Here is a 23,059-nt window from a genome sequence, read left to right as displayed (position 1 = left end):
AGTCCAATGTCCAGACTAGCCGTGCGCGTGCCCGCCCGCATCGTGCGACGCCGCATCGGTCGGCACCGATGAAGCGGACGGGGCCGCTCCGCCGCCGGTCGCCGACCCGGTCGTCGCCCCGGTCGCGGCCCCCGCCCGTACCGTGAACGCCGCCGTCCGGACCTTCCCCTCGCGCTGGAAGTCCAGGAACAGACGGTACGTCCCCGAGCTGGGCGCGGTCGCCGTGAACGACACGTCCGGGCCGGGACCGCCCTCGTTCGGGTGCACGTGGAGATAGGCCAGGTCACCGGCGCGCAGCGCGACCAGGTGCCCGTACGCCCCGAGGTACGGCTCCAGGTCCGTCACCGGCTTGCCGCCCTTGCTGACGGTGAGCCGCAGCTCGCCCGCCTTGCCCGGGTCCAGGGTGCCGCCGAGCCGCACCTGGTAGCCGTCCACGTCGGCGACCGGCGCCACCGGCGGGAGCGGCTTCGGCGCGAACCCGCCCGGCACCGACAGGTCGACGCCGAGCGTCACGCCCTTGGCGTCCTTCCCGGCGGGCTTGAAGTCGGCGAACGCCTTGTAGCCGCCCGGCGCGGGCAGATCCGCGTCCACCGTCCAGGTGCCGTCCGCGCCCTTCACGGGGTGCAGGTGGCGGAAGACGGTGAGGTCGCGCGAGGCGACGATGAAGTGCAGTTCCTTGTCATGTTCGGTGGTGAAGGCGGTGACCTTCTTCCCCGCCGCGTCCTTGATCGAGAACTTCAGGGTGCTGCGGCCGGCCGGCGGCGTCGCCGTGTCCAGGGCGAGCGTGTAGCCGCCTTCCGACACCTGGAGCCCGCCGGGCGCGGCCGCCGAAGCCGCCTGGGCGTCGTGCCCGCCGTGCCCGTCCCCCTTCTCCGCCGAGCCCGAGGCCGCACCCGATCCCGAGCCCGTACCCGCGCCGGCCTGCGCGTGTCCGCCGTGCTCCGCCTTCGTCGGCTCCCCCACGGGGCCGATTCCCTTGCCGACCCCGTACGCGGTCCCGAAGGTCGCGGCGAGCGCGGCGGCAAAGGCAGTGATCTTCACTCCGGTGTTCATGGCTGCTCTCTCCCGTACGAGGGGTGGTCCTTGCACTTCACCATACCCCTAGGGGGTATCAAGTCAAGCCGGATCGGCGCTTGCGCGGGATACCTGCTGGGGGTATACATGGAACAGAAGCGATACCCCCCGAGGGTATTAATGATCCGAAACGACGGAGGACGACATGGGTTCCTGCTGCACCCCCGACAACAGCTGCTCGACCGGCGCCGACACCGCGACCACCACGGTCGCCATCGCCGACACCACCACCACGGTCTACGCCGTCTCCGGCATGACCTGCGGCCACTGCCGTACCGCCATCACCAACTCCGTGAGCGCGCTCGACGGCGTCATCTCCGTCGACGTCGACGTCGACGCGGGCAAGGTCACCGTCGTCACCGGCGGCGAGCCCGACGACACCCGGATCGCCGCGGCGGTCGACGACGCCGGCTACGAGCTGACCGGCCGCGCCTGATCGGTCCCGGCCGCGCCCGAGCCCCCGGGGCGCCCGCTGGTGCGGGCCGGCCCTGAGGGTGCGGGCCGAGCCCCGGGGACGCCTGCTGGTGCGGCTCCGCCCTTACGGGCGAGTGAGCCGAAGGACGCCGTGGGTGTCGAAAGTGGAGAGCGCGCGGAGGTCCCGAGGAACGAGGGGCCGAGCACGGTCGACCGTCGACACCCGCTGAGGCGTCCGGAGGCGAACCGAGCCACCAAGAAAAGAGGAGCAGTTTCATGACGACGACCACTCCGGGCACCGCCCAGGTCGAGCTTGCCATCGGCGGCATGACCTGCGCCTCGTGCGCGGCCCGGATCGAGAAGAAGCTCAACCGCATGGACGGGGTCGAGGCCACCGTCAACTACGCGACCGAGAAGGCGAAGGTCACCTTCGCCGCCGACATCCCGGTCACCGACCTCATCGCCACGGTCGAGGCCACCGGCTACACCGCCAAGGAGCCGGAGCCCGAGCGCCCGGCCGGTGGCGGTGCCGGTGCCGGCGGCGCGGCGGACGGGCCCACCGACGACGAGCTGGCCGATGCCGAACTCCGGCCGCTGAAGCAGCGGTTGATCACGGCCGTCGCGCTCGCCGTACCGGTCATCGCGATGGCGATGGTCCCCGCCCTGCAGATCGACTACTGGCAGTGGCTGAGCCTGACGCTCGCCGCGCCGGTCGTCACGTACGCCGCCTGGCCGTTCCACAAGGCCGCCTGGACCAACGCCAAGCACGGCGCCGCCACGATGGACACGCTGATCTCGGTCGGCACCATCGCCGCGTTCCTGTGGTCGCTGTGGGCGCTGTTCTTCGGGACCGCCGGCACGCCCGGCATGACCCACCCGTTCGAGTTCACCATCGCGCGCACCGACGGCGCCGGGAACATCTATCTGGAGGCGGCGGCCGGTGTCACCGCCTTCATCCTGGCCGGGCGTTACTTCGAGGCCCGTTCGAAGCGCAAGGCGGGCGCGGCGCTGAAGGCGCTGATGCAGCTGGGCGCGAAGGAGGTCACGGTCCTGCGGGACGGCCGCGAGGTCACCGTACCGACCGCCGAACTCCAGGTCGGGGACCGCTTCCTGGTCCGCCCCGGTGAGAAGATCGCCACCGACGGCACGGTCGTCGAGGGTTCGTCGGCGGTCGACGCCTCCATGCTGACCGGCGAGTCCGTGCCGGTCGAGGTCTCGGTCGGCGACGCGGTCACCGGCGCCACCCTGAACGCGGGCGGCCGGCTTGTCGTCGAGGCGACCCGGGTCGGCTCCGACACCCAGCTGGCCCGGATGGCGAAGCTCGTCGAGGACGCGCAGAACGGCAAGGCCGCCGCCCAGCGCCTCGCAGACAAGATCTCCGCCGTCTTCGTCCCGATCGTCATCGCGCTGTCGCTCGGCACCCTCGGCTTCTGGCTGGGCACCGGTCAGGGTCTGACCGCCGCCTTCACCGCCGCCGTCGCCGTCCTGATCATCGCCTGCCCCTGCGCCCTGGGCCTCGCCACCCCGACCGCCCTCATGGTCGGCACCGGGCGCGGCGCCCAGCTCGGCATCCTGATCAAGGGCCCCGAGGTCCTGGAGACCACCCGCAAGGTCGACACGATCGTCCTGGACAAGACCGGCACCGTCACCACCGGCCGGATGACCCTCCTGAAGGTGCACACCGCCGCCGGTACGGAGGAGAAGGACGTGCTGCGGCTCGCGGGCGCCCTGGAGCACTCCTCCGAGCACCCGATCGCCCAGGCCGTCGCCACCGGCGCCGCCGCCCGCGTCGGCACCCTGCCCACTCCCGAGGACTTCGCGAACATCCCCGGTCTCGGCGTCCAGGGCGTCGTCGAGGGCCACGCGGTCCTGGTCGGCCGGGAGAAGCTGCTCCAGGAGTGGGCGATGGAGCTCACTCCGTCCCTGAAGGCCGCGAAGGACGCCGCCGAGCGGTCCGGCCGTACCGCCATCGCGGTCGCCTGGGACGGCGAGGCCCGCGCGGTCCTCGAGGTCGCCGACGCGATCAAGGAGACCAGCCCGGAGGCCATCCGCAGGCTGAAGGCGCTCGGTCTCACCCCGATCCTGCTGACCGGCGACAACAAGGCGGTCGCGGAGTCCGTCGCCGCCGAGGTCGGGATCGGCGAGGTGTTCGCCGAGGTCATGCCGCAGGACAAGGTCGACGTGGTCAAGCGCCTCCAGGCGGAGGGCCGTTCGGTCGCCATGGTCGGCGACGGCGTCAACGACGCCGCCGCGCTCGCCCAGGCCGATCTGGGGCTCGCGATGGGCACCGGCACCGACGCCGCCATCGAGGCCGGTGACCTCACTCTCGTACGAGGTGACCTGCGGGCCGCGGCGGACGCCATCCGGCTCTCCCGCAAGACCCTCGGCACCATCCGCTCCAACCTGTTCTGGGCCTTCGCCTACAACGTGGCCGCCCTGCCGCTCGCCGCGGCCGGTCTGCTCAACCCGATGATCGCCGGTGCCGCGATGGCCTTCTCCTCGGTCTTCGTGGTCGGCAACAGCCTCCGCCTGCGGGGCTTCCAAGCCGCCGACAAGTGAATGCCGACCACGACAGCGTGAGCGTCGGCGCGTGATGTGACGGGAGGCCGCCGTGGCCGGTTACGTACAGCACAAGGAAGACATCATCAGACGCTTGCGACGGATCGAGGGGCAGGTCAGGGGGGTGCAGCGGATGGTCGACGAGGACACCTACTGCATCGACGTGCTGACCCAGGTCTCCGCGATCAACGCGGCGCTCCAGTCCTGCGCGGTGGCCCTCCTCGACGAGCACCTCAGCTGCTGCGTCACCGAGGCCATCGAGGCGGGCGGGGACCAGGCCAAGGTGAAGGTGGGCGAGGCGTCGAAGGCGATCGCCCGCCTGATCCGCACCTAGACGGCCTGGCCGACACCCTCAGCACCGCAGCACCGCAGCACGGCACGACAGGCACGACAGGCACGACAGGCACCACGCGCGTCAGGTCGGTTCGGAACGGACGGGAAGTCCGTACCGAACCGACCTGACGCACTTCGCGTGTGACAAGGGAAAAGTGTCAGCCGCCCCCGCGCGCGGGGCAGTCGGCGGTCAGCCGGACGCTCAGCCGAAGGCACAGGCCAAGCACCCTGCCGAGGAACACCAGTTCCGCCGCACCCGGGAGACCGGGGACGCAGACCTGCGCGCAGGAGCGGCTCTTCATCGGGGTCGCCGTCAGGGTCGTCATCCCGCCATCGTACCCCTGGGGGGTATATCTCGGCGGGTGGCGCGGCCCGTACGATGAGCCGCCCGTGAGCGGGGAGGGGATGCACGTGCGCCGGCTGGGAGAGCTGGAGGCCGAGATCATGGACCGACTGTGGGCCTGGCAACGGCCCGCGACCGTCCGCGAGATCGTGGACGACATCAATCTGGGGCGCCGGGTCGCCTACACGACGGTGATGACCGTCGCCGACATCCTCCACCGCAAGGGCTGGCTGCGCCGCGAGAAATCCGGCCGCGCCTGGCTGTACGACCCGGTCCGCAGCCGCGAGGAGTACACCGCGGGCCTCATGCAGGACGCCCTCGGCGACAGCCAGGACCGGCCCGCCGCGCTGCTGCGCTTCGTCGAGACCATCTCCGACGAGGACATGGCCGCCCTGGACGCGGCCCTGCGCACCGCCCGCCGCCCCCCGCACCCGGACCAGGACCCGTACCCGTACCCGGACCACGACATCGGCCCCACCCTCCCCAGTCCCGGACACGACGAAGGCGGCGACCCACGGTGAACCACCACACCCTGCCGCCCCTCGGCCTCGTCCTCTGCACCGGCTTCCTGCTCCCCTGGCTGCTCGTCCGGGCCCGCTGGGCGCAGCAGGTGCCCCGGCTCGCGCTCGCCGTGTGGGTGGCCAGCGGCGCCGTCTTCGCGGGCGCCGGAGCCCTGCTCCCGGCCCAGCTGCTGCTCCCCAGCCCCACCGGCCACCGGTTCAGCGACGCGCTCTTCACCCTCGAATTCCCGCCCGCCCACCGCCTGTTGGAACTGAGCCCGCGCGAATACCTGGCGCTCGGGGTGGCCGCCGCCGTGCTCGCCGTGCCCGTCGCCGGATTCGCCCGGGCGCTGCTGCGGGCCCGTCGCCGACGCACCCGGCACGCGGAGACGCTCCGCCTGGTCGGCCGGTACGACGCCGGGCTCGGCGCCACCGTCCTCGACCACGCACGGCCCGCCGTCTACTGCCTGCCGGGCCGCTCCCGCCGGGTCGTCGTCTCCTCCGGCGCGCTCACCACCCTCACCACGCCCCAGCTCGACGCCGCGCTCGCGCACGAACGCGCCCACATCTCCGGCCGCCACCACCTGCTGGTCGCCGCCGCCGAGTCGTTCGCCGCGGTGTTCCCGTACCTCCCGCTCGCCCGGCACGGCGGCAGCGCCGTACCCCTGCTGCTCGAAATGGCCGCCGACGACCGGGCGTTGCGCCGCTGCTCGCGCGACGCGCTCGCGACCGCGCTCTACGCGCTGGCCTCCGGCCGGGCGCCCCGCGAGGCGTTCGCGGCGGGCGGGCCCTCGGCCGCGCTGCGGATGCGCCGCATCCTCGCCCCGCACAGCGCGGGCCACCCGGTGCTGTGGGGACTGCTCACCGTCGCCGCGGCCGGCCTCGCCGCCGCCCCGCTGATCATCGCCTGCTGCTCCTTCCCGAATTAATTACTAAGAGAATTCGTAGATTTCACAACGGTCACACACCGCCTGAATTCCCGGCTATTGTGGGTATGTTGGCGTTCGGCTGGGCACGTCGAAGGGTACGAACCAATGCAGCTGGCGGACGTGCGGGCGGCGGCTGCTGCCGACGCGGCGACGATATCCAGGCTGCTTGCGGAGGCCATTCGGGGCAGCTACGCCGAAATACTCGGCGAAATCCCCACGCGCCGCCTTGTCTCCGCCCAATGCTCACTCCCCCGTATCCGCGCGGAAATTGAAATTCCCGGCGGAGCCCCCGGCTGGCTCGGCTGGCTGGTCGCCACCGCCCCCGACGGCACCCTGATCGGCGCCGTGGCCGGGGGTGTTCCGGTGCCGGGCGAGGGCGAGTTGTACGCGCTGGCCGTGGCCGCCGGAGCCCGCAGGACCGGCACCGGTACGGCGCTGCTCGCCGCCGCCACGGAGCGGATGCGGGCCTTCGGCGCGACCGAGCAGCGGGTCACGCTGCCCGCCGAGGACGATCCTTCGCTTCCGTTCTACGCGCGTGCGGGCTTCGTGCCGCTGGACGGCGCGAACCGTCGGGGCCGCCCGCTCTGACCCGCCCGCTCTGACCCGTCCGTTCGCCGCCTCGTCGATCGGCTCCCCGCCCCGCGACTCCCTCCCTCGCCGGTCCCTCGCCGGTCCCTCGGCTCTCGCCCTCGTCCGCCCTGGCGGACTCACGCCATCGCGTGTTCACGCCCCCGGATCCGCTGGAACCGCCCTCCACCGCAGGTCAGGATGGAGCACAGCGGCGCGGCCCCGGCGGCACGGGGTCCCCGCCCGGACGGCACGGACCGAGCGAGCCCCTGGAGGAGCGATGCACACACCGAGCGGCACATCCCTGCCCGTCGTGCCCGCAGCGCTCGCCCCGGTCCTGCCGTGCCGATACGACCCGCACGACCCGCACCACCCCCATCACGGCCCCGGCCACGGCCACCACCACGGCCACGCTCCGCACCACGGCGCCGACGCGCACGGCGCGCCCGCGCCCGGCGCCGGGATCCGGCTGCGGCCGGACACGCTGCCCGGCCTGGAGACGGTCGCGGCCACCGACCCCGACGCGGTCTGGCTGCACGACGCGCTCCTCGGCCCGCACAGCGCCGACATCGTCCGGTACCTGGGTCTCGCCCGGTCCACCGGCGGCCCCGTCCTCGATCTCGGCTCGGGCGCCGGGCGGCTCGCCGTCCCCTTCGCCCGGCACGGCTTCGCCGTGGAGGCCGTGGACCGGGACGGCCCCGCCCTGGAGCGCCTCGAGACCTGGGCCCGGCGGATCGGACCGCAGGTCGCCGGCCTTGTCGTGACCACCAGGGCCGACCTCACCGAGCTGCGCCTTCACGGCGACTACCGGCTCGCCCTGCTCGCGGGCGCGATGGTCTCCGCCGTACCGCCCGACGCCAGGCCCGGGCTGCTCCGCGAGATCGCCTCGCACCTCGGCGCGGGCGGCGCGCTCGCCCTCGACTACACGGCGCACCTGGTGCCCGGCCTGATCGCCGAGCCGCAGCGGACCTGGGCGTTCCAGGTGCCGCGGTTCGACGGCGTCGACGAGTGGGTGGTGGCCCGGCAGAACTTCGACATGCGCACGATGAGCGAGCGGATCACGTACTACGCGGCGCGGACCGGGAAGCTGTCGACCGAGCGGGTGGTGCTCAGCACCGACAAGTGGATCGTCGACGGCGACCATCTGGCGGCGGAGCTGCACTCGGCCGGTCTGCACATCGAGGGCAGGCGGCGGCACCGGATCGACGACCGGACGGAGAGCGTGCTCCTCGTGTGCCGTACGGACGACTGAGCGGCCGGACCCCCGAAGGGCCCGCAAGACCAGGGGCCCGGCGGCCCGGCCGTGCGGACATGTGACCGAAGAGCGTCCTGACGACCGGGTCGGCCAAGAGGTACGATGCCCACAAAAGTTTGGGCCGACCAGATGGCCGGACGGCCGACCGGGTAGCGCGTGGCGGGCGGAGAAGATGGCAGTCGTGGAAGAGCTGACGGGCCGCGAGGCGGTGATCCAGCGCCTGCGTGACGTCGGCCTGCGGGTCACCGGGCCGCGCCTCGAAGTGCTCACCGTGCTCGCCGCCGGCGGCCACCTCGACGTCGAGGCCATCACCGCGACCGCGCGCGAGCGCCTCGGCACCCTCACCAGCCAGGCCGTCTACGAGATGCTGCGGCATTTCCAGGAGACCGGCCTGGTCAGCAAGTTCGACCGGCCGGGCCTCCCGGCCGTCTTCGAGGTCGCGGGCCCCGCCCACCAGCACGCCCTGTGCGTGCGCTGCGGCCGGGTGGAGAACGTGGCGGCCACCGCCGCCCCCGCACCGCCCGCCGGCAGCCTGCCCGAGTGGCGGGTCGACGACGCCGAAGTGGTCTTCAAGGGCCTCTGCCCCGACTGCGCGCGGCACGCCGAAGCCGCCTGAACCGGCGGAACCGCCACGCCGGAACCGCGGGAACACCGTGCGACGCGTTCGATTCTGTGGCAGGGTCTAGCGGGGCGTTTCAACAGGATCCGCGCGATCCGAGGGGAGTCTGCTGCGCCGTGTCCAAGAACGCCGCTGGAGCGCGTACGGGAAGCGAGCAGGCCCTCGCGCTCTACCAGGAGCTCCGCGGCGCGCCCGGCGACTCCTTCGACCAGGTCGCCCGACGGCTCGACCTGACGGACGAGGAAAGCGCGCGCTGCTGCGCGGAGTTGGCCGCGCTCGGCCTGATCGACACGGTCTGCCCGCCGATGCCGGACACCGACGACGCCGCCCACCGTCTCCCCGTGCCCGTCGGCCCCGCGCCCACCGGTCCCGCGCCCACCGTCATCGCCCCCGACGTGGCCCTGCTCCGGCTGCTCCAGCACGAACGCGAGCGCCTGGAAAGCCGGTTGGCCGAGACCAGCCGGGCGCACGCCACCCTGGAGACCCTGGCCGGTCCGTTCCTGCGGGCCGGGATGGAGCCGGGCTCCGAGGTCGAGGTCGAGATCGTCGACGATCCGGCCCGGATCCGCCGGGAACTGGCCGAGGTCACCCACACCGTGAAGTCCTCGGTGCATTCGATGCTCACCGGTTCGGTGCGGCGCGAGGAGATGCCCGAGGAACTGGCCAGGGACCGCGAGCGGGTGGCCCGCGGCGTGGTCGTGCAGGCCATGTACAGCCACCGGGTCGGCCAGGTCCCCGAGATGGTGCAGCACCTCGCCGAGCGCACCGCGCTCGGCGTCGAGGTGCGGCTCTCCCCCGTCGTGCCCATGAACATGGTTCTCGCCGACGACAACTTCGCCCTCCTGCCCAGCGATTCGCGCGACCCCGACGCCGCCGCCATCCTCGCCCGCGGCTCCGGCCTGGTGCGTTCCTACCGCGCCCTGTACGAGTACTGCTGGCACGCGGCCACCCCGTACGGCCACGAGGAGCGCCCCGAGCACGGCGGCGACGGCGTCACCGAGCAGCAGCGCGCGGCGCTGCGGATGCTGGCGTCCGGCATCAAGGACGAGCAGGTGGCCCGCAACCTCGGCGTCTCGCTGCGCACGGTCAGCCGGCTGATCTCCGAGGTGATGCAGGAACTCGGCGCCGCGAGCCGCTTCGAGGCGGGCGTGAAGGCGGCGCGGCTCGGGCTCCTGGACGGCGAGTCCTACGAGTCGTAGCCATGGCGACGTAGCCTGATCGGGTCAGGGACGAGCGGACCGGCGGGACCGGCGGGAGCAGCACGCGCGGTCGGCGGGAGATGGGGGGAACTCGCGTGATCACGACGGGCGGTGGCACGGACAGCGGCGCGGACGGGCGGGGCGACGACGGCTTAGCGTCCTTCGGGAACGCCCAACTGGTCGCGCTCTACCAGGAACTGCGCCGACGCGGGGTGTCGAGCCTGCCCGAGGCCGCCGGGGCGTTGGGCCTCTCGCCCGAGGAGCACGAGCGATGTCGGGCCGAACTGATCGCGCTGGGCCTTGTCGTGCCGACCACGCGCACCCACGCCACCATCTCCGACGTCCGTGACGCCTCCTGGCGGCCCGACGCCGACACGGTCGCCGCGGTGGATCCGGAGATCGCGATGCTGCGGCTCCTGGACCGCGAGCGGGCCCGGCTGCGCGAGCACCTGGAGGAGGCGGACCAGGCGTACGGCACCCTGGAGACGCTGGCGGCGACCTATCTGCGGGCGAGCGTCCTGACCGGCTCCGAGGTCGAGGTGGAGGCGCTGACCGACTACCGGCGGATCCAGCAGGCCCTGGACGACATCATCGACGTGATGCAGGAGAGTTCGGCGTCCATGTACCCGGGCGGGCCGAGCCGCGAGGTGCACGAGGTGACCCTCGACCGCGACCGGCGGCGGCTCGGGCAGGGCATCCGGGTCCGGGCGATCTACGCGCACGAACACGCCACCCGCCCCGATGTCGCGGAACTCCTCGAAGCCCGCTCCGAGTTGGGGGTGGAGGTGCGGGTCGCCGGGTCCGTGCCGCTCAACATGATCATCATCGACCAGCAGTACGCGCTGCTGCCGATCCGGCCGGAGGACGCCCGCAAGGGCGCCATCCTGGCCCGCGGCCGCGCCCTGGTCCGCTCGTACCTCGGCCTCTTCGAGCACTGCTGGCACACGGCCGTCCCGTACGGCACGGGGGCCGCGTCCGAGCGCGGCGGCGACGGCCTGTCCGAGCAGCAGCGGGCGGCCCTGCAGATGCTGGCGACCGGAATGAAGGACGAGAAGATCGCCCGCAATCTCGGGGTGTCGCTGCGCACGGTGAGCCGAATGCTCTCGGAACTCATGCAGGAATTGGGCGCCACAAGTCGTTTCGAGGCGGGGGTGCGGGCGGTGCGGATGGGCTGGCTCGACTGATTTCCGCCTGACGGAAAACCCGGCGGGCGGCAGGAAAGGCGAAAGGCCCCGTGATCGTGGCAGGACGATCACGGGGCCTTTCGCTTCGCTTGTTCCGGGTCGGTGACCGGGTCGGTGGCCGGGGCAGTGACCGGGTGACCGGGTCAGTGACCGGGGGCCTTCGTCGGGACCGGCCAGTTGTCGTCCGCCAGCCGGACCTGCGGGGCGGAGGAGCCCTCGGAGTCGCCGGACACGGCGAGCGCGGCGCCGCCGGCGACGGCCAGACAGGCGACCAGGGCGAGGGTGAACTGGCGGGCGGTGGTGGAGATCCGGGTGGACACGCGAGCAGACATGATTCCTCCAGGAGTGGGAATGTGAATTCCGCCTTCTGGGGGCCCGTGCCGCCGGGCGCTCCCTGAAGACATCTCTATTCTGTCCGGCCGTTCGAAGCGAATCCAGGGAATCTCCATGCGTGGATCCGCCATGGCGTGAGTGCGTCAGCAAAAGGATCTTCCGGTGCCCGGCGAGGGCAATGCGCGGCAATGCGCCATCGAATCAACGGAATTGGCTGATCCGGAGCGCTTCTAACCTTTGGTCGAACCAAAAGAGGTGCTAGACTCGTGCAACGGCCTTCTCGTTCCTCCAGGAGAGAGGGGCCGCCGGGGCAGGGGCGTGCCGCCGCCCTTGCCCCACCACCGAGTTGGGCACCTCCGCGTTCGCCACCACCGGGTCCGCCGCCACCGAGTCCGCCGCCCCGGCGCCCGTACGGCACAGGCCCGGCCGGCCCCGCCGGTCCCGTCGGGCCACGGCGTCCTCGTACACCTCGATCGTGCGCGTGGCCGACGCCCGCCAGCTCATCCCCCGGGCGTGCCGCACCGCCGCGTCGCCCATCGTGACCAGCGCCCGCGGATTGCGCGCGAGCCACAGCAACCGCCGTGCGTACTCGGCGGGTTCGTGCCCCGGTACGAGCAGGCCGGTCACCCCGTCCCACACCGCCGTCGGCAGTCCGCCGACCGCCGCCGCGAGCACTGGCGTCCCGCACGCCTGCGCCTCCAGGGCCACCAGACCGAAGGACTCCGAACGCGACGGCACCACCAGCACGTCCGCCGCCCGGTAGTGGTCCGCGAGCCGGTCCTGCGGCACCGGCGGGCACGGCCGCAGCACGTCCGTCACCCCCAGCTCCGCCGCGAGCCGCCACACCGTGCCCTGCTCGGTCGCCCCCGAATGCCCGCCGACCACCGGCACGACGAGCCGGTGGCGCAACTCCGGTGCCATCCGCAGGAGTTCGGCGACCGCCCGCACCAGCACGTCCGGCCCCTTCAACGGCTGGATCCGGCCCGCGTACAGCGGTACGAACGCGTCCGCCGGCAGCCCGAGCCTGGCCCGCGCCGCCGCCTTCGCGGCCTGACCGGTCCGGCCACCGGGCCCGCCGGGACCGCCGGGACCGCCGGGGCCGCCGGGGCCGAAGGTCCGCAGGTCCACCCCGGGCCGTACGACCTCCGTCCGCCCCAGCTCCGCCCCGTACAGCGACCGCAGCGCCGCCGCCTCGTCCGCGGTGTTCGCGATCAGCCGGTCGGCGTCCCCCGCCACCTGCCGCTCGCCACGGATCCGCAGCTCGGGCTCGGGGGTGTCACCGGCCGCCAGATGGGCGTTCTTCACCAGGGCGAGGGTGTGCGCGGTGTGCACCAGCGGTATCCCCCAGCCGAAGGCGGCGATCCGCCCGGCCTGCCCGGACAGCCAGTAGTGCGAGTGCACCAGGTCGTAGCGCCGGTCCTCCTTCAGCAGGGCCAGGGAGAACGGCAGGACGAGGCCCGGCATGGCCTCCTTGGGCAGCGCCCGGCGCGGCCCCGCCCACAGGTGCCGGACCCGCACCCCCGGCGCCAGGTCGACGGTCCCGGGCTGCCCCTCGCCCCGGCAGCGGGTGAACAGGTCGACGGCGACGCCCTGTTCGGCCAGGGCCCGGGAGAGTTCGACCATGTAGACGTTCATGCCGCCCGCGTCCCCGGTCCCCGGCTGATGGAGCGGGGAGGTGTGGACGCTGAGCATGGCGACGCGCAGGGACACGTGAGGCTCCTGTGGGGTGAGCCGCGTGCCCCCGCGCGAGGCGCGCGCCGGACACGCGGCGGGGTGGGGAGGGGTGGGTCCGCAAGGCGGGGGGTGCGAGTGGGGGAGCTCGTTTGTGCGTACGGGACTTCGGTCCGAGTACGGGACTTCTTAGGGCCTTAGAAGAGCGGGCCCGCGGAACTCCGGGAACGGGTCGGGAAGTGGGGCGGCACGGGTCAGAATCCGAACACCGGCCCGGACGGCGGCGCCAGCCGCGTCCCCGGCAGCGGGGCGATCAGCGCCGACCAGTCCACCGGTCGCCCCGGCGTCACCTGGAGCGCCGCCGCCAGCCGGTCCGCGCCCTCCGGCATCGCCGGCCGCGCCCACGCCGACAGCGCCGACGCCACCGCCAACTGCGCGGACAACGCCGGGAGATGGCGGCACGAGGTGGTGGGACGGCACCGCTCGTGCGCGTTCACGTAGCCGAAGTCGGCCACCGACCTGACCATCTCGTCGAGCACGGCCACCGCACGCCGCGGGTCGAACGCGTCGGGCCCGTACGCCTCCCGCAGGTCGTCCACGCCCCGGTGCAGCCTGCGCTCCAGGATCTCCCAGCCGGTGCCGCCCGGCAGCGCCTGCGGCGCCCGCCCCGCGCACTCCTCGCGGACCGCCGCGAACACCCGGACCAGCCAGCTGTTCCAGCTCTCGTCCAGTTCGAGCCGGGCGGCGGCCAGCCGGTCCCGCTGGTGCACCGTCCTGCGCCCGGTCGGCCGGGTCTGCAGGACATGGCGGCGCAGCGTGTCGGAGCCGTACTCGGTGAGCAGGTCGAGCGCCCACACGTTGCCCTCCTGGACGCCCTCCTCGACCACGTACGACTCGTTGACGTTGAACTCCTGCGGCAGCTTCACGTCCTGCGCGAGCAGCAGCACCGGCAGCAGCACGGCGTGGCAGAAGGCGTGCCCGAAGCCGCAGAAGTGGATCGTGCGGGCGGGCAGCGGGCCCTTGGTGTCGTAGCCGAACAGATGCATCGCCGCCGCCTCGAAGCAGGCGTCGATGCGGTGCTCGGGGAAGCCCTCGACGGGCACGTCAAGGCCCCAGTCGGCCGGGTGCCCGACCGCGATGTCCGGCAGGCCGTCCTCCACCAGCGACTCGCACAGCGCGGCGAGCCGCGGCGGCAGCCCGGCCAGCGCCCAGTAGTCGGCGAGCTGGTCGCGGAACGGCTCGAGGGGCACGTACAGGCGGCGGCAGCGCTTGGCGAGCGCCGGGGTGCCGCACAGCGAGCAGCGCGGCTGGATCAGGTCGCCGCCGTCGTTGGGCCGGGCGCACTCGTGGCACATCCCGCCGTCGCTGGCCGCCCCGCAATGCGGGCAGCTGCCGGTGACGTGCGCCCCGTACAGCCAGCGCTCGCACGGCTCGCAGTACGGCAGCAGCCGGGTGCGCGGGGCGATGACGCCCTGCGCGTACAGGCGGCTGAACAGGTCCTGCACCCAGCGGGCGTAGCCGCGGTCCCGGCGCGGCCGGACGATGTGGTCGAACTCGACGCCCGAGCGCAGCCAGTCGGCGGTGATCGCCGCGCGGTAGCCCTCGGCGACCTCCTCGGGCTTGCGGCCGAGCCGTCTCGCCCGGACCTCGACGGAGCTGGCGTGGTCGGCGGTGCCGGTGGTGAAGCGGACCGGCTCGCCCTCGGCTCTCAGGAAGCGGGTGAGGACGTCGGCGGCGACGTACGGTCCCGCCAGGTGGCCGATGTGGAGTTCGCCGTGGGTGGCCGGAGGGGTCGCGGTGATCCAGACGGGGGTGCTCATGGGCCTTGAACCTCCTTGACGGGAGTTTCGTCGTGCTCGGTGCGCTGGGTGCGCTGGGTGTTCCGGGTACGCCGGATGTCCGAGTACGCCGGATGTTCCGGGTACGCCGGATGTTCCGGGTACGCCGGATGTTCCGGGTGCGCCGGATGTCCGAGCCCGGGTCTGGCTACCGGGGCTCGAAGTGGAAGGAGCGGATGAAGCAGTCGCGGGGCTGCTCGACCGCGTACACGATGCATTCGAAGAGCGACTGCGTGGTGAGTTTCTCGTCGGGGGCTATTCCGTCCGGATTCGATCCGTCCCATTCCGCGAAGCGCGGGTCGGAGGTGGAGAAGTCCGGCGGGAAGAGCGAGAACACCCGCACTCCGGAGGGCCGCAGCCGCCGGGACAGGATGTCGGCGAAACCGGCCTGGGCGCTCTTCGCCGCCCAGAACGCCTCGTGCGCGACGGCCGCGGTCGCCGCGGAGGCGCCCTCGGCGTCCCGTACGGCCACCATGTTGACGATGTCGGGCCGCAGCGAGCCGCGCAGCAGCGGCAGGAAGTGCTTCACCATCAGCACCGTGCCGCCCGCCGTCGACTCGATCGTCTCCACGATCTGCGCGTCGCTCGCGGCCTCCAGGTCCATCCCGTCGAGCCACCGGGCGCCGTTGTTGACCAGCAGGTCCACCCGGTCGGTGCGCTCGCCGACCCGGGCGGCGAACTCCCGGATCTCGGCCGGCCGGCTCAGGTCGCAGCCGAACGCGTGGATACGGTCACGGGCCGAGCCGAGCACTTCGGCGCGGGTCCGCTCGGCGGCCTCCACCGTCCTGGCCGACACATAGACCTCGGCGCCGAGATGCGCGAATCCGACGGCGAGCGCGCCCCCGAAATAGCGGGACGCCCCGGTCACGACGACACGCAGATTCTCGAATTTCATGTGCGTCTGCTCTCCCCACGGATTACGGGCCACGGATACGCATGCGGATACCGGTACCGAAACGGATACGGGTTCAGATACGGGTTCAGATACGGATACGGATACGGATACGGATACGGACAGCGGTAGCCGGTCGCACTTCAGCGTGACAGAGGTGGGGTGCGGATCGCCTTCCGGAACGGGTGCGCATTCACGCCGTTGCGTGGATACGCCAGGGCAGTTCGAGCCGCCCGGTGACCCGCGCCCGCTTGTGGTGCACGCGCACGGAACCGCCGGTCACGGACACGCTGACCGGCGCCTGCGGGGTGCGGATCTCGGCCACCGGCCCGTCGACGACCGTCCCCGCGATCGCGCCCGCTGCCGCGACGGCCGCCGCCCCGGTGAGCGCGAGCCGCGGGTGCCAGCCGCCGACGGTCAGCGCCCGGACGGCGAGCCCCCCGTCCGGTGCGCGCCGCACGGCGGCGATCTTCGGGAGCGGTGAGTGGGGCGGGTGGCCGAGGATCCGGGCGGCGCGGGCCCGCAGGTCCAGGAGCCGCGCCTCGGTGACGGCGGTGCGGCGGGCGTCCACGAGGACGTACGGGTTGCCGTACCGGACGAGGGTCACGGGCACCCCGTCGAGCAGGGTCACCGGCTCCCCGGTGGGCAGCGTGCCGGGCGCGTCCGGGGCGCGCAGGAACTCGACGGTGTATGCCCCGCCGTCGCCGCCGTCACCGCCGTCACCGCCTTCACCATCGCTCTCGTCTGCTGGTTCGGGCAGGCAGCGCACGAGGTCGCCGGTGGTGACGGCGCGGACGGTGACGGCGCGGACGGTGAGGGGGCGGCGCGCGGTGGCCGGTGGCCGGTTCGCGCCATGGGCGACGACGCAGGCGAGGAGCGAGTGGCCGCAGCCCGTACGGAAGTCGAAGCGGCCGCCCGGCAGTGCCTGGACGAAGCGGTAGTCGAGGTCGGCGCCGGGGTGGCCGGACGGCCCGTACACCGCGATCTTTCCGGGCGTACGGGCGAACGGAGACGATGGGGGAGGGAGTTCGGCGAGTTCCCGGCTCAAGATGACGGCATTGGGCGGGAGTTGGTCGCCGCGCAGGACCAGGGTCGGGCCCGGCGCGTCCTCGGCCCGTACCACCAGCGCGTGGGGCGGCCGGGGGCGCGCGGCCTCGTCACGCCACCGCACAGCCCACCGGAATCCGCATCCCGCGCACGACGTCCCCCCACAGCTCGTGCACCGCGAGCGCCCAAAGGGTCAGCGCGATCTGCTCGTTCGGCCGTTCCTGGTGCCGGGCGAGCAGCCGGGCCACCCGGTCCGCCCGGATCTTTCCGCCGAGCACGAGCCGCCCCGGCGAGAGGAGTTCGCGCACGGTGTCGAGGAGCGGGCCGCCGGGGCCCAGCATCGCCGCGAGCGGCAGCGTGAACGGCTGCTTCGGCCGGCGCAGCACCGCCGACGGGAGGAGCTCGGCGCCCGCCTCGTACAGTGCCCGTTTGCCCTGCCGTGCCGTCGTCGGCAGGGCGCGCGCGTGCGCGACGACCGACGGCTGGCAGAACGGCAGCCGGGCCTCGACCGCCGAGGCCATCGACAGGTGGTCGACCCGCCGCAGGTGGTACGCGGGCAGCCGCCAGCGCGTCTCGAACGCGCCGAGCGCGGTCGCCCGGTCCGTGCCGGCCGCCTCCGCCGAGCGCAGTTCCTGCTCGATACGGTCGGCCGCCGAGCCCTGGTCGGCGATGAAGGCGGCGTACGAGGACGTGTACAGGTGCTCGCGGAGCAGCCGCGGCGCCGCCGCGAGCGCGTCCGCGTACGCTCCGGCCCAGTCCGCCCCGGCGGGCGCGGTGAGCGCGGCCCGCATCCGGTCGTAGCCGCCGAAGAGTTCGTCGGCGCCGTCGCCGGTGAGCGCGACGGTGAAGCCGTTCGCGCGGACGGCGCGGAACAGGGCGTACGTGGAGAGGGCGATCGGGTCCGCGTTCGGCTGCCCCAGGTGGCGGACCGTGCGGGTCAGCAGGGAGGGGATCTCGTCGGGGTCGACGGTCACCTCGTGGTGCACGGTCCTGGCCCGGCGGGCGACCGCGCGCGCGTAAGCGGCTTCCGAGCCGGGCCACTTGCCCCGGTAGGTGAGGTGGAAGGTGTGCAGCGGGGGCGCGTCGGTCTCACGGGCGTGTTCGGCGGCGAGGGCCGTGACGAGGCCGGAGTCGAGGCCGCCGCTGGTGATGGCGCAGACCGGCGCGTCGGCGGTGGCGAGCCGCCGGACCTCGTGGCGCAGCACGTCCTGGGTGTCCTCGGCCCGGCCGGACGCGGGCGACGCGTATGGGGCGTGCGGGGCGTGCGGGGCGTGCGGGGCGTGCAGGGCGTGCGACGCGTGTGGGGCGTGCGGGGCCCGGCGCCGTACGACGGGCGCCGCCCCGGGCCGTACGAGCGCGGTCGCGCCCGGCGGCAGCACCCCGATGCCGTCGAGCACGGTGTGCGCGGAGAACGAGGTGCGGGTGGCGAGAACGGTGTCGAGGGCGTCCTCGCGGGGTGCGACCCGCACCCCCTCGAAGGCGAGCAGCGCCGGGATCTCGGAGGCGAAGCGGGTCGAGCCGTCGCGCGGGTCGTGGTGGAGGTGCACGGGCTTCATGCCCATGTCGTCGACGGCGAGGACGAGTTGGGTGGATCCGGGCCGCAGGTCGAGGACGGCGACGGCGAACATGCCGTCGAGGTGCTCGGCGAACCCGGCCCCGTACTCCGCGTACAGCGCGGGCAGCACGGTGCCGTCGCACCGGTCGGGGAAGCGGTGGCCGCGGGCGGCGAGGGTGCGGCGCAGCTCGGCGTGGTTGTAGATCTCGCCGTTGAGCACGGCGAGGATGCCGGGCAGGTGCGGCAGCCGGTACGGCTGGTGCCCGCCGCAGGGGTCGGTGACGGCGAGCCGGTCGCAGCCGAGGGCCCAGCCGCGGCCGCTGAGCACGTGGTGCTCGTCGGGGCCGCCGTGGCGCTGGCGGGCGGAGACCGCCGCGAGTTCGGCCGGGTCGGGGCGGTCCGCCCCCGCGGCGAAGATGCCGAGGATTCTGCACATTGCCCGTCGCCTCCGAAGCTCGCACCGTCGTCCCCATGGGATCCCTGGAACCCATGAGCTCGCCAATGATTTGAATCTACCAACTTTTTGAGTGGCGCGTAAGTGCCATGTCCTGTTCACGCCAGGAGTTGGCCTTGCGACGCCTCCGCCGCGCCAAGAGGCTGGCCGCATGGAGGACTTCGAGGACTTCGCGAGCGAACCGAGCACGACGACGGCACCCCCTGGGCCGGCCGCCGCCACGGCGGTGCCGGAGGCGGCCCTGCCCGACCGCGGCGCGCCGGAATCCCTGCTGGTCGTGGCCGCGCACCCGGACGACATCGAGTTCTGCGTCAGCGGCACCGTCATGCAGTGGATCGAGCGCGGCACCCGCGTCACGTACTGCATCGTCACCGACGGCGGCGCGGGCGGCTACGACCCGAAGCTGCCCCGCCAGGCCATGGCGGACCTGCGCCGCGCCGAACAGGTCCACTCCGCGAAACTCAGCGGCGTCGCCGACGTCCGCTTCCTCGGCTACCCCGACAGCTTCGTCGAGGCGAACGTCGACCTCCGCCGCGACCTGTGCCGGGTGGTCCGCGAGGTCCGTCCGCAGCGCTGCATCGTCCCCTCCCCCGAGATCAACTGGTCCCGCGCCGCCGACCTCCACCCCGACCACCGCGCCGTCGGCGACGCCTGCCTCCGCGTCGTCTACCCCGAGGCCCGCAACCCGTTCGCCCACCCCGAACTGCTCCGCGACGAGGGCCTGGAGCCCTGGACCGTCCACGAACTGTGGCTGATGACCGGCCCCACCCCGAACCAGTACGTCGACGTCACCCCGGTCTTCGACCGCAAGGTGGAGGCCCTGCGCATCCACACCTCCCAGACCGCGCACTTCGACGACCTGGCGGGCCTGCTGCGCGACTGGCTGAGCGAGCACGCGCGGTCGGGCGGACTGCCGCAGGGGCGGATGGCGGAGGCGTTCCAGATCGTGCACATCGACTGACCTGTGTTGTACGGCTACGCCTCGCGCTCCCGCGCGGGGGAGAGGCCGCCCGGGCAGGGGGCGAGCGGGGGCGGGTCCTGGCGCATCCACGGGGCGCGGTGCAGCTGCTCGTACGACATCGCGAACAGCAGCAGGTCGGCGTACCCGACCCGCTCCCCCAGGTACTGGCGCCCCCGGCCCCACTGCCGGAAGCCCACCCGGCCCAGCATCGCCGCCGACGCCGTGTTGTGGACGTGGCAGACCGCGCCGATCCGCCGTACCCCGGTCGCGAAGAGATGGTGCGCCACCGCGCTCATCGCCTCCGTCGCGTACCCCCGGTGGCGCACGCCGGGCGCCAGCGTGATGCCCAGCTCGGCCTCCGCCGGACCGCAGTCGTCGTCCCGCGTCACCGCGATGTCCCCGACGAGCGTGCGCTGCCCGCGGACCTCCACCGCGTACTGGAAGCGGCCCGGCTCGTCGGCCCGTTCCGCCCGGTACCCGGCGACGATCGCCGCCGCCTCGCGCGCGTCGATCGGCGAGCGCCACCCCTGGTAGCGGGCCACGTCGGGGTCGGAGCGGTAGCGGGCCAGCTCGGGCGCGTCCGTCTGCCGGAAGCGGCGCAGCCGCAGTCGGCTCGTCACGATGTCGGTCATGCGCCCTGCCCCCGGTGTCTGACGGCCGGTGTCCGTCGGCCGGTGACCAGTAGGCCGGACGGAGATCGACGAACGCTCAACGTCCGATCAACGGGTGCGGAGCGCGGGGGTGTGGAGCGCGGGGGTGCGGCCGGTCAGCGGGCGGGCGCCCCCGCCGCGCAGCGGGCGGTCGCGTCCCGCGCGACGGCGTGCTCGAACCACAGGGCGTCGATCACCCGCCCGTCCGCCAGCGTGTGCCGGGCCGGCCCCGCCGCCGGGACGAACCCCGTCGCCGCCAGGACGCGCCGCGACGCCTCGTTCGACGGGTCCGTGCCCGCCCGCACCGCCTCAAGACCCAGATGCTCGTGCCCGAACCGCAGCGTCGCCCGCGCCGCCTCCGCGCCGAACCCCCGCCCCCGGAAGTCCGGGGCCAGCCAGCCGCCCATCACGTTCCCGCGCTCCGTGCCGATCGTGAGCTGGCTCAGCCCCGCGACCCGGCCCGTCGCCTCCTCCACCACCAGGAGAAGGCTCGTCGGCCCGCCGTCGGACGGCCAGAACGGCGCCGCCATCTGCGCGCGGCGCGCATCGGGCAGCGCCCGCATCACCTTGTCGCGGTTGCCGCGGTCGATCCGCAGCAGCGTCTCGACCTGCCGGGGATCGACCGGCTCCTTCCGCGCCACGTCCCCCAGCCAGTGCTGCGCCGCGCTGTCGGCCCCCGCCACCCACCCGATCAGCAGGTCGAGGTGGTCCCGCGGCGTGTGCAGCACGAGCCGGTCCGTCCGCAGAACATGGCGGCCGCTCCCGCACCGGGCCGGTACGGCCGGCCCACCGCGTCGCCCCTTGTCGCGCCGCCACAGCGCCGATATCCCCACGGGGCGGACCCTAGTGGGCGCGGCCCCGTGGACGGGTGACTTCCGGATGACGAGGGTCTTCCGGCTCGGGGGGGGGGGGAGCAGTGGTGGGGTGCGCGGGGGTCGTTCCGGGGGGCGGGTCCGGGACTGCATGATTTACGTCGCGGCCCAGGCATCCAAGAACGGTGAACGCCCAACCCCCGCGCCACACATCACGCTTCACGTCCCGAACCCACCCCCCTGCACGCCCCCCGCTCCCGCCGGCCTGTCCCTCCTCGGCTTCCGCCGGGCTTCCGCTAGACGGGCATACGAGCATCGCCAATGGGGTGAAGCTTGACCTGATCCCCCGCAGTCCCGCGTCGCAGCGACCTACTGGAGAACCGTGGACCGCCGAAAGTTCCTCCGGAACGGCTTCGCCGTCACCGCATTCACCACCCCCGTCACCAGATGGCTCACCCAGCCCGCCGACGCCGCCACCGTCCACCGCGGCGGCCGTCAGGTCGGGCGCGCCGATCTGAACGAGCTGTGGCAGGCCGCCGACGAGGCCCGGCTGTGGGACTCACGGTTCGGCGGCGGCAACTGGAAGACCAGCTCCGTCACCGAATGCCTACGCCTCCGGGCGGCTCCGCTGCTGACCGGCACCTACACCGAAGCGATCGGCAAGGAACTGTTCTCCGCCACCGCGGAACTGTCACGGGTCGTCGGCTGGTCCGCGTTCGACATCGGCCAGCACGAAGCCGCCCAGCGTCACTTCATCCAGGCACTGCGGCTCGCCCCGGCGGCCGGCGACGTGCAGGCGGGCTGTTACGTGCTCACCACGATGGCCCTGCAGACGATGCTCAGGGGCTACCCGCAGCAGGCCGCCGACATGGCGGAAGGCGCCTACACGCGCGCGAGGACGGTGGCCGCGCCTCGCGTCCTGGCCTTCGCCAAGCTGGTCGAGGCCCGCGCCCACGGCCGTGCCGATGACGCCAAGGCGGCCGGGGCCGCGCTCGTGACCTCGGAGAACCTGCTCGACTCCATCCGGCCCGGCACCCCGGACCCCGAATGGCTGGCCTACTTCACGCACGCCCGGCTGGCGGCCGACGCGACCGAGATCCACCGCGACCTCGGCCAGCCCCGTGCCGCCTTCGCCTGGAACGCCCAGGCCGACGCCATGCCCTCCGACCGGTTCACCCGCGCCGTCGGCATCCGCCTCGCCGTCCTGGCCGGAAGCCACCTCCAGGACAACGACCTCGACCAGAGCCTCGCCCTCGGCTCGCGCGCTCTCGACGTGCTGCGCACCGTGTCCTCCACCCGAGCCCACGGCTACCTCCGGGAGTTCACCGCGAGTCTGGAACCGTGGAAGAACGACCGTGCCGTCGGCGAGTTCATCGGCCGGACCCGCGCGGAGCTGGCGGTGGCGGTGGCCTGACCGCGACGTCGTGCGAGGCCGATAGCAGCCGGTCGGACGGGCCCTGGTCGGTCACCGTCCAGGAACTGGGCGGCTAGCGGGCCTCCGTGCGGGCGGCCCGTGCCGGGCCGGTCACCAGTCTCGTACCGCCGTCAGCTTCTCCGCGTCCGCGTCCTCGAAGCCGTACGCCGACGCCACGAAGCAGAACTCCTCGCAGATGCACTCCCGCGCGACCGTCTCGATCTCGCTCCCGGCCGCCACGAACTCCCCCTCCAAGGCGTTGAACCTCTCCGTCGCCGCCTCGGTCAGCGCGTACAGGCCGCCCAGGTCCGTCGGCTCCTCGGCCTCCACGCGCGCGCAGAGCCGCAGCAGGATCAGCCGGCCCCGGTCGACCAGAGGGTCCGGGAAGTACGGGTCGTCGTACATCTGTCGCAGGAACGCGTGCTCCACGACCCGCTGGTTGGTGATGCGCATGGG

At 73.3% G+C, this 23,059-nt stretch carries 23 protein-coding genes; 12 read left to right on the top strand and 11 right to left on the bottom strand.

Features of this window, described 5'->3' with window-relative positions:
• Window positions 1-15: 15 nt before the first annotated feature.
• Window positions 16-1,053 (bottom strand): hypothetical protein, encoded by a 1,038-nt coding sequence (locus ACIPXM_RS01170; RefSeq protein WP_401650422.1) that lies wholly within the window; start codon window positions 1,051-1,053, stop codon window positions 16-18.
• Window positions 1,054-1,219: 166 nt separating this feature from the next.
• Here ACIPXM_RS01170 and ACIPXM_RS01165 point away from each other — a divergent pair, with 166 nt between their 5' ends.
• The 3 genes from ACIPXM_RS01165 to ACIPXM_RS01155 all read left to right on the top strand — a co-directional run bounded on the left by ACIPXM_RS01165 (window position 1,220) and on the right by ACIPXM_RS01155 (window position 4,381).
• Window positions 1,220-1,510, top strand: coding sequence for a heavy-metal-associated domain-containing protein (locus tag ACIPXM_RS01165; RefSeq protein ID WP_401650419.1), 291 nt, complete (start codon window positions 1,220-1,222; stop codon window positions 1,508-1,510).
• Between the two features lie 254 nt (window positions 1,511-1,764).
• Window positions 1,765-4,047: a heavy metal translocating P-type ATPase gene (locus tag ACIPXM_RS01160; protein WP_401650416.1), complete on the top strand. Its 2,283-nt coding sequence runs from the start codon at window positions 1,765-1,767 to the stop codon at window positions 4,045-4,047.
• Window positions 4,048-4,099: 52 nt separating this feature from the next.
• Entirely contained in the window at window positions 4,100-4,381 is a 282-nt protein-coding gene (locus tag ACIPXM_RS01155) for a metal-sensitive transcriptional regulator (protein ID WP_401650413.1), read from the top strand.
• 157 nt (window positions 4,382-4,538) lie between these two features.
• Here the strand turns inward: ACIPXM_RS01155 and ACIPXM_RS01150 are convergent, their stop codons facing one another.
• On the bottom strand, window positions 4,539-4,706 hold the full coding sequence (locus tag ACIPXM_RS01150) for a hypothetical protein (RefSeq protein WP_401650410.1): 168 nt from the start codon (window positions 4,704-4,706) through the stop codon (window positions 4,539-4,541).
• An 85-nt stretch (window positions 4,707-4,791) separates the two neighbouring features.
• On the opposite strand from ACIPXM_RS01150, the gene ACIPXM_RS01145 reads away from it, so the two are divergent.
• The 7 genes from ACIPXM_RS01145 to ACIPXM_RS01115 all read left to right on the top strand — a co-directional run bounded on the left by ACIPXM_RS01145 (window position 4,792) and on the right by ACIPXM_RS01115 (window position 10,976).
• On the top strand, window positions 4,792-5,244 hold the full coding sequence (locus tag ACIPXM_RS01145; protein WP_401650408.1) for a BlaI/MecI/CopY family transcriptional regulator: 453 nt from the start codon (window positions 4,792-4,794) through the stop codon (window positions 5,242-5,244).
• Window positions 5,241-6,152, top strand: coding sequence for a M56 family metallopeptidase (locus ACIPXM_RS01140; RefSeq protein ID WP_401650405.1), 912 nt, complete (start codon window positions 5,241-5,243; stop codon window positions 6,150-6,152). Before ACIPXM_RS01145 ends, ACIPXM_RS01140 begins: the two co-directional genes overlap by 4 nt.
• A gap of 105 nt (window positions 6,153-6,257) precedes the next feature.
• The gene (locus ACIPXM_RS01135; protein WP_401650402.1) at window positions 6,258-6,740 is read left to right on the top strand and encodes a GNAT family N-acetyltransferase; all 483 of its coding nucleotides are present in this window, start codon (window positions 6,258-6,260) and stop codon (window positions 6,738-6,740) included.
• A 259-nt stretch (window positions 6,741-6,999) separates the two neighbouring features.
• On the top strand, window positions 7,000-7,971 hold the full coding sequence (locus tag ACIPXM_RS01130) for an SAM-dependent methyltransferase (RefSeq protein ID WP_401650399.1): 972 nt from the start codon (window positions 7,000-7,002) through the stop codon (window positions 7,969-7,971).
• A 184-nt stretch (window positions 7,972-8,155) separates the two neighbouring features.
• Window positions 8,156-8,590 (top strand): Fur family transcriptional regulator, encoded by a 435-nt coding sequence (locus ACIPXM_RS01125; protein WP_401650396.1) that lies wholly within the window; start codon window positions 8,156-8,158, stop codon window positions 8,588-8,590.
• A gap of 119 nt (window positions 8,591-8,709) precedes the next feature.
• Window positions 8,710-9,792, top strand: a complete 1,083-nt coding sequence (locus ACIPXM_RS01120) for a LuxR C-terminal-related transcriptional regulator (protein WP_401650393.1) — start codon at window positions 8,710-8,712, stop codon at window positions 9,790-9,792.
• Between the two features lie 95 nt (window positions 9,793-9,887).
• Window positions 9,888-10,976, top strand: a complete 1,089-nt coding sequence (locus ACIPXM_RS01115) for a LuxR C-terminal-related transcriptional regulator (protein WP_401650390.1) — start codon at window positions 9,888-9,890, stop codon at window positions 10,974-10,976.
• Between the two features lie 143 nt (window positions 10,977-11,119).
• Here the strand turns inward: ACIPXM_RS01115 and ACIPXM_RS01110 are convergent, their stop codons facing one another.
• From ACIPXM_RS01110 to asnB, 6 genes are all read right to left on the bottom strand, one after another.
• Window positions 11,120-11,308, bottom strand: a complete 189-nt coding sequence (locus tag ACIPXM_RS01110) for a hypothetical protein (protein WP_401650387.1) — start codon at window positions 11,306-11,308, stop codon at window positions 11,120-11,122.
• Between the two features lie 259 nt (window positions 11,309-11,567).
• Complete coding sequence (gene mshA, locus ACIPXM_RS01105) at window positions 11,568-13,001, bottom strand: D-inositol-3-phosphate glycosyltransferase (RefSeq protein ID WP_401652420.1); 1,434 nt, start codon at window positions 12,999-13,001, stop codon at window positions 11,568-11,570.
• Window positions 13,002-13,234: 233 nt separating this feature from the next.
• Window positions 13,235-14,800 (bottom strand): class I tRNA ligase family protein, encoded by a 1,566-nt coding sequence (locus ACIPXM_RS01100; RefSeq protein ID WP_401650384.1) that lies wholly within the window; start codon window positions 14,798-14,800, stop codon window positions 13,235-13,237.
• A gap of 166 nt (window positions 14,801-14,966) precedes the next feature.
• Window positions 14,967-15,713 carry an SDR family oxidoreductase gene (locus tag ACIPXM_RS01095; protein ID WP_401650382.1) on the bottom strand — a complete coding sequence of 249 codons (747 nt, stop codon included), beginning with the start codon at window positions 15,711-15,713 and terminating at the stop codon, window positions 14,967-14,969.
• 190 nt (window positions 15,714-15,903) lie between these two features.
• On the bottom strand, window positions 15,904-16,881 hold the full coding sequence (locus ACIPXM_RS01090; protein ID WP_401650379.1) for a PrpF domain-containing protein: 978 nt from the start codon (window positions 16,879-16,881) through the stop codon (window positions 15,904-15,906).
• Window positions 16,868-18,748: an asparagine synthase (glutamine-hydrolyzing) gene (asnB, locus tag ACIPXM_RS01085; RefSeq protein WP_401650376.1), complete on the bottom strand. Its 1,881-nt coding sequence runs from the start codon at window positions 18,746-18,748 to the stop codon at window positions 16,868-16,870. Before asnB ends, ACIPXM_RS01090 begins: the two co-directional genes overlap by 14 nt.
• A 169-nt stretch (window positions 18,749-18,917) precedes the next feature.
• Between asnB and ACIPXM_RS01080 the strand changes: the two genes are divergently transcribed.
• A complete protein-coding gene (locus ACIPXM_RS01080; RefSeq protein ID WP_401650373.1) occupies window positions 18,918-19,727 on the top strand; it encodes a PIG-L deacetylase family protein in 810 nt (269 codons plus the stop codon).
• A 14-nt stretch (window positions 19,728-19,741) separates the two neighbouring features.
• On the opposite strand, the gene ACIPXM_RS01075 is transcribed toward ACIPXM_RS01080, so the two are convergent.
• Both ACIPXM_RS01075 and ACIPXM_RS01070 read right to left on the bottom strand, forming a co-directional pair.
• Window positions 19,742-20,359, bottom strand: a complete 618-nt coding sequence (locus ACIPXM_RS01075; protein ID WP_401650371.1) for a GNAT family N-acetyltransferase — start codon at window positions 20,357-20,359, stop codon at window positions 19,742-19,744.
• Between the two features lie 134 nt (window positions 20,360-20,493).
• Window positions 20,494-21,105 carry a GNAT family N-acetyltransferase gene (locus ACIPXM_RS01070; RefSeq protein WP_401650368.1) on the bottom strand — a complete coding sequence of 204 codons (612 nt, stop codon included), beginning with the start codon at window positions 21,103-21,105 and terminating at the stop codon, window positions 20,494-20,496.
• 466 nt (window positions 21,106-21,571) lie between these two features.
• On the opposite strand from ACIPXM_RS01070, the gene ACIPXM_RS01065 reads away from it, so the two are divergent.
• Window positions 21,572-22,603, top strand: a complete 1,032-nt coding sequence (locus ACIPXM_RS01065; protein WP_401650365.1) for a sporulation protein — start codon at window positions 21,572-21,574, stop codon at window positions 22,601-22,603.
• A gap of 111 nt (window positions 22,604-22,714) precedes the next feature.
• On the opposite strand, the gene ACIPXM_RS01060 is transcribed toward ACIPXM_RS01065, so the two are convergent.
• On the bottom strand, window positions 22,715-23,056 hold the full coding sequence (locus tag ACIPXM_RS01060; RefSeq protein WP_401650362.1) for a DUF5713 family protein: 342 nt from the start codon (window positions 23,054-23,056) through the stop codon (window positions 22,715-22,717).
• Window positions 23,057-23,059: the final 3 nt, after the last annotated feature.

Origin of the sequence: Streptomyces sp. NPDC090025 (genome assembly GCF_044748125.1) — a bacterium.
GTDB lineage: Bacteria > Actinomycetota > Actinomycetes > Streptomycetales > Streptomycetaceae > Streptomyces.
Note: the sequence above shows the minus strand (reverse complement) of the source record. Positions and strands in the feature narration are given on the sequence as shown.

Coding starts and splice junctions, on each gene's coding strand:
- ACIPXM_RS01150 (WP_401650410.1), bottom strand. CDS start 4,706: ATGACGACCCTGACGGCGACCCCGATGAAGAGCCGCTCCTGCGCGCAG.
- ACIPXM_RS01160 (WP_401650416.1), top strand. CDS start 1,765: ATGACGACGACCACTCCGGGCACCGCCCAGGTCGAGCTTGCCATCGGC.
- ACIPXM_RS01095 (WP_401650382.1), bottom strand. CDS start 15,713: ATGAAATTCGAGAATCTGCGTGTCGTCGTGACCGGGGCGTCCCGCTAT.
- ACIPXM_RS01075 (WP_401650371.1), bottom strand. CDS start 20,359: ATGACCGACATCGTGACGAGCCGACTGCGGCTGCGCCGCTTCCGGCAG.
- ACIPXM_RS01100 (WP_401650384.1), bottom strand. CDS start 14,800: ATGAGCACCCCCGTCTGGATCACCGCGACCCCTCCGGCCACCCACGGC.
- asnB (WP_401650376.1), bottom strand. CDS start 18,748: ATGTGCAGAATCCTCGGCATCTTCGCCGCGGGGGCGGACCGCCCCGAC.
- ACIPXM_RS01170 (WP_401650422.1), bottom strand. CDS start 1,053: ATGAACACCGGAGTGAAGATCACTGCCTTTGCCGCCGCGCTCGCCGCG.
- ACIPXM_RS01135 (WP_401650402.1), top strand. CDS start 6,258: ATGCAGCTGGCGGACGTGCGGGCGGCGGCTGCTGCCGACGCGGCGACG.
- ACIPXM_RS01080 (WP_401650373.1), top strand. CDS start 18,918: ATGGAGGACTTCGAGGACTTCGCGAGCGAACCGAGCACGACGACGGCA.
- ACIPXM_RS01060 (WP_401650362.1), bottom strand. CDS start 23,056: ATGCGCATCACCAACCAGCGGGTCGTGGAGCACGCGTTCCTGCGACAG.
- ACIPXM_RS01130 (WP_401650399.1), top strand. CDS start 7,000: ATGCACACACCGAGCGGCACATCCCTGCCCGTCGTGCCCGCAGCGCTC.
- ACIPXM_RS01165 (WP_401650419.1), top strand. CDS start 1,220: ATGGGTTCCTGCTGCACCCCCGACAACAGCTGCTCGACCGGCGCCGAC.
- mshA (WP_401652420.1), bottom strand. CDS start 13,001: ATGCTCAGCGTCCACACCTCCCCGCTCCATCAGCCGGGGACCGGGGAC.
- ACIPXM_RS01110 (WP_401650387.1), bottom strand. CDS start 11,308: ATGTCTGCTCGCGTGTCCACCCGGATCTCCACCACCGCCCGCCAGTTC.